Consider the following 4,710-nt stretch of genomic DNA (forward strand, 5'->3'; position numbering starts at 1 on the left):
GGAAGTCTGGCATTAGTTTAGAAAAAGCTGAACTAAGTTTTTGCCCGTAGCGATTCTTTCCCGCCACTACATTTCGCATGATCGGCCCCACAGCGGCGTCCGAACCTGTGCTCCACGGCGCGCCGGCATAAATAAAACAAAGACGATGAGGCCCTACCCGTGGACAAGATTCTTCACCAACCACTGGGCGGCAATGAAATGCCGCGCTTCGGCGGCATCGCCACCATGCTCCGACTTCCCCATGTACCGACCGCTGCCGGCCTCGACGCTGCCTTTGTGGGCGTGCCGCTGGACATCGGCACTTCGCTGCGCCCCGGCACGCGCTTCGGGCCGCGCGACATCCGCACCGAATCGGTGATGATCCGCCCGTACAACATGGCCACCGGCGCCGCGCCGTTCGACTCGCTGTCGGTTGCCGACATCGGTGACGTGGCGATCAATACCTTCAATCTGCTCGACGCCGTGCGCATCATCGAAGAAGCCTACGACAACATCCTCGAGCACAACGTCATCCCGATGACCCTGGGTGGCGACCACACCATCACCCTGCCGATCCTGCGCGCAATCCATAAAAAGCACGGCAAGGTAGGCCTGGTGCACATCGATGCCCACGCTGACGTCAACGATCACATGTTCGGCGAGAAGATCGCCCACGGCACCACATTCCGTCGTGCCGTCGAAGAAGGTCTGCTCGATTGCGACCGCGTGGTGCAGATCGGTTTGCGTGCCCAGGGTTACACCGCCGACGACTTCAACTGGAGCCGCGATCAGGGCTTCCGCGTCGTTCAAGCCGAAGAGTGCTGGCACAAGTCGCTGGCGCCGCTGATGGCTGAAGTACGCGAGAAAGTCGGTGGCGGTCCGGTGTATCTGAGTTTCGATATCGACGGCATCGACCCGGCCTGGGCGCCCGGCACCGGCACCCCCGAAATCGGCGGCCTGACCACCATTCAAGCGATTGAAATCGTCCGTGGCTGTCAGGGCCTCGATCTGATCGGTTGCGATCTGGTAGAAGTCTCGCCCGCTTACGACACCACCGGCAACACCTCGCTGCTGGCCGCCAACCTGCTGTACGAAATGCTTTGCGTACTGCCTGGCGTGGTTCATCGCTGAGGATCGGGTCATGCACGCACGTGATCAGGTTTTGCACGCGGCCGCCGAATTGGTCGCCGCGTTTGCGCGTAACGATCGCGAAGCTTACTTCGGCGCATTCAGCACCGATGCCAGCTTCGTTTTCTACACCCTCGACCAGCCATTGCTGTCGCGCGATGCCTATCAGGCGTTGTGGGACCGCTGGCGTGCCGAGGATGGATTCGAGGTGCTGTCGTGCACCTCGAGCAACGCCTTTGTCAGCCTGCAGGGTGACGTGGCGGTTTTCATCCATGACGTGGCCACCGAGCTGCGCATGCAAGGGGAGCAACACTTCAGCCAGGAGCGCGAGACGATTGTTTTCAGAAGACAAGCGTCGAGCCTAGAACAACAAGGCCTATGGCTGGCCTGTCACGAACATTTGTCCGCAATGCCGGAAGGGCTGCCACCCCCTTAGCCAATGGTGACGCTCACGCACGATGAGCGCGCCTGATGATCGGAGCAGATCATGAATAACAACAACAACGAAAAAAGCCTTAGCAGCATCGAAACAAACGGGGTCGAACAGATCCCGGATCATGAGCGCGACGCCCGACCCAGCGACTTGTTTCGCTTGATCTTCGGCGGCGCCAATACGTTTGCCACCGCTGTGCTCGGCAGTTTCCCGGTGCTGTTCGGCCTGTCGTTTCAGGCCGGTGTCTGGGCGATTGTGCTGGGTGTGGTGGTCGGTGCGCTGATCCTCGCACCGATGGGCCTGTTCGGCCCGCTCAACGGCACCAACAACGCCGTGTCTTCCGGTGCGCACTTCGGCGTGCACGGGCGGATTGTCGGTTCGTTCCTGTCGTTGCTGACGGCGATCGCGTTCTTCTCGCTGTCAGTGTGGAGCTCGGGTGATGCGCTGGTCGGCGGCGCCAAACGCCTCGTCGATCTGCCGGAAACCGACCTGACCCTGGGCCTGGCCTACGGTCTGTTCGCGCTGCTGGTGCTGACCGTGTGCATCTACGGTTTCCGCATCATGCTGTGGGTCAACCGCATCGCGGTGTGGGCCGCGAGCCTGTTGTTCCTGCTCGGCATCTTCGCCTTCGCCCCTGCTTTCGACAGCCAGTACGCCGGCAGCGTGGCGCTGGGTCAGGCCGGGTTCTGGGCGGCATTCATCGGCGCGGCGCTGGTGGCGATGAGCAACCCGATTTCCTTCGGTGCGTTCCTCGGCGACTGGTCGCGCTACATCCCGCGTGAGACGCCGAAGGGCCGGATCATGCTGGCGGTGATCGCCGCGCAACTGGCGACGTTGATCCCGTTCCTGTTCGGCCTCGCCACCGCCACCATCGTCGCGATCAAGGCGCCGGACTACATCGCCGCGAACAACTATGTCGGCGGCTTGCTGGCCGTCTCGCCGAGCTGGTTCTTCCTGCCGGTGTGCCTGATTGCGGTGATCGGCGGCATGTCCACCGGCACCACGTCGCTGTATGGCACCGGGCTGGACATGTCCAGCGTGTTCCCGCGCGTGCTGTCCCGGGTCAAGGCGACCTTGCTGATTGGCGTGCTGTCGATCGCCTTCATCTTCATCGGCCGGTTTGCGGCGAACCTGGTGCAAAGCGTGTCGACCTTCGCCGTGCTGATCATCACCTGCACCACCCCGTGGATGGTGATCATGATCATCGGCCTGCTGGTGCGGCGCGGCTTCTACTGCCCGGATGACCTGCAAGTGTTCACTCGCGGCGAACAGGGCGGACGCTACTGGTTCAACCACGGCTGGAACTGGCGCGGCCTGGGGGCGTGGATTCCGAGTGCGCTGGTCGGCCTGTGCTTCGTCAACCTGCCGGGGCAGTTCGTCGGCCCGCTGGGCGAACTGGCCGGTGGCATCGACATCAGTTTGCCGGTGACATTGGGCCTGGCGTCGGTGGTGTATCTGACGCTGTTGCGCTTGTTCCCCGAACCTCGGGAAGTGTTTGGGCCAACGGATGTGCGCAGTCAAGGCGTGAACGCCACGACTAAACCGACGTTACGCCAAGCCGCCTGACCAAACACAAAACCCTGTGGGAGCGAGCTTGCTCGCGAAAGCGATCTGTCAATCACATCACGTTTGAATGTGCTGACGCCTTCGCGAGCAAGCTCGCTCCCACAGGGAGATTTGAATTCAGCCTCACCATAAAAAAGACAATCGGAGACACGCCATCATGGCTTTGGATTTATTCGTCGTACTCATTTATGCCGCTGCGATGCTGATTCTCGGCTACTACGGCATGCGCAAGGCCAAGACCCACGAAGACTATCTGGTTGCCGGGCGTAATCTGGGACCGTCGCTGTACATGGGCACCATGGCAGCAACCGTACTCGGCGGCGCGTCCACCGTCGGCACGGTCCGTCTGGGCTACGTGCACGGCATTTCCGGTTTCTGGCTGTGCGCGGCATTGGGCTGCGGCATCGTCGCGCTGAACCTGTTCCTCGCCAAGCCCTTGCTGAAACTCAAGGTATTCACCGTCACCCAGGTCCTGGAGAAGCGCTACAACCCGATGGCGCGCACCGCCAGTGCGACGATCATGCTCGCTTACGCGCTGATGATCGGCGTGACCTCGATTCTGGCGATCGGCACCGTGCTGCAAGTGTTGTTCGGTCTGCCCTTCTGGATTTCCGTACTGCTGGGCGGCGGTATCGTGGTGACTTATTCAACGATCGGCGGCATGTGGTCGCTGACCCTGACGGACATCGTCCAGTTCGGCATCCAGACAGTGGGGCTGATGTTCGTGTTGTTGCCGATCTGCCTGTACCGCGTAGGCGGCTGGGATCAATTGGTCGCGCAACTGCCGGCGGTCAGCTTCAACTTCACCAGCATCGGCTGGGACACGATCATTACCTACTTCATGATCTACTTCTTCGGCATCCTGATCGGCCAGGACATCTGGCAGCGGGTGTTCACGGCAAAAAGCGAAAAAGTCGCCAAGTACGCCGGCACTTCAGCAGGGATCTACTGCATCATTTACGGCCTGGTCTGCGCTTTGATCGGCATGGCTGCGCATGTGCTGATTCCGGATCTGGACAACGTCAACAACGCCTTTGCCGCCATCGTCAAAGTCTCGCTGCCTGACGGCATCCGTGGCCTGGTGATCGCTGCCGCACTGGCGGCGATGATGTCCACCGCCAGCGCCGGCCTGCTCGCCGCGTCCACCACCCTGACCGAAGACCTGCTGCCGAAACTGCGCGGCGGCAAACAGTCCAACGTCGCGGTCAGCCGTCTGTTTACCCTGCTGACCGGGATCGCGGTGCTGGGCATTGCTCTGGTCGTCAATGACGTGATCAGCGCGCTGACCCTGGCTTACAACCTCTTGGTCGGCGGCATGCTGATTCCGCTGATGGGCGCGATTTTCTGGAAGCGTGCGACTACCGCCGGGGCGATCAGCGCGATGACGCTGGGCTTTATCACGGCGCTGGTGTTCATGGTCAAGGACGGCATGGACGCGAACTCGCCGATCTATTACAGCCTGGGTGTCAGCCTGGTGAGCTTCGTACTGGTCAGCCTGTTCTCGCCGCGCCCGGCGACCGTGGCAACGGCGGTGTGAATCGACTGTAACGAGGTGATGTTTTCTTCAGCGGGTGTGGCGTCGGTGGCCACACCCGTTTTTTTCG

4 protein-coding genes are annotated in these 4,710 nt (G+C 61.4%); all 4 read left to right on the top strand.

Features of this window, described 5'->3' with window-relative positions; all coding sequences use genetic code 11:
• Positions 1-159 precede the first annotated feature (159 nt).
• Positions 160-1,110, top strand: coding sequence for an agmatinase (gene speB / locus F8N49_RS25655; RefSeq protein WP_003222717.1), 951 nt, complete (start codon positions 160-162; stop codon positions 1,108-1,110).
• A gap of 10 nt (positions 1,111-1,120) precedes the next feature.
• Complete coding sequence (locus F8N49_RS25660) at positions 1,121-1,543, top strand: nuclear transport factor 2 family protein (protein WP_056783683.1); 423 nt, start codon at positions 1,121-1,123, stop codon at positions 1,541-1,543.
• 51 nt (positions 1,544-1,594) lie between these two features.
• Positions 1,595-3,106, top strand: coding sequence for a cytosine permease (locus F8N49_RS25665; protein WP_122704764.1), 1,512 nt, complete (start codon positions 1,595-1,597; stop codon positions 3,104-3,106).
• A gap of 157 nt (positions 3,107-3,263) precedes the next feature.
• On the top strand, positions 3,264-4,643 hold the full coding sequence (locus F8N49_RS25670; protein ID WP_151553100.1) for a sodium:solute symporter: 1,380 nt from the start codon (positions 3,264-3,266) through the stop codon (positions 4,641-4,643).
• Positions 4,644-4,710: the final 67 nt, after the last annotated feature.

Origin of the sequence: Pseudomonas sp. GXM4 (assembly GCF_008923895.1) — a bacterium.
In the GTDB taxonomy this organism is placed as follows: domain Bacteria; phylum Pseudomonadota; class Gammaproteobacteria; order Pseudomonadales; family Pseudomonadaceae; genus Aquipseudomonas; species Aquipseudomonas atacamensis.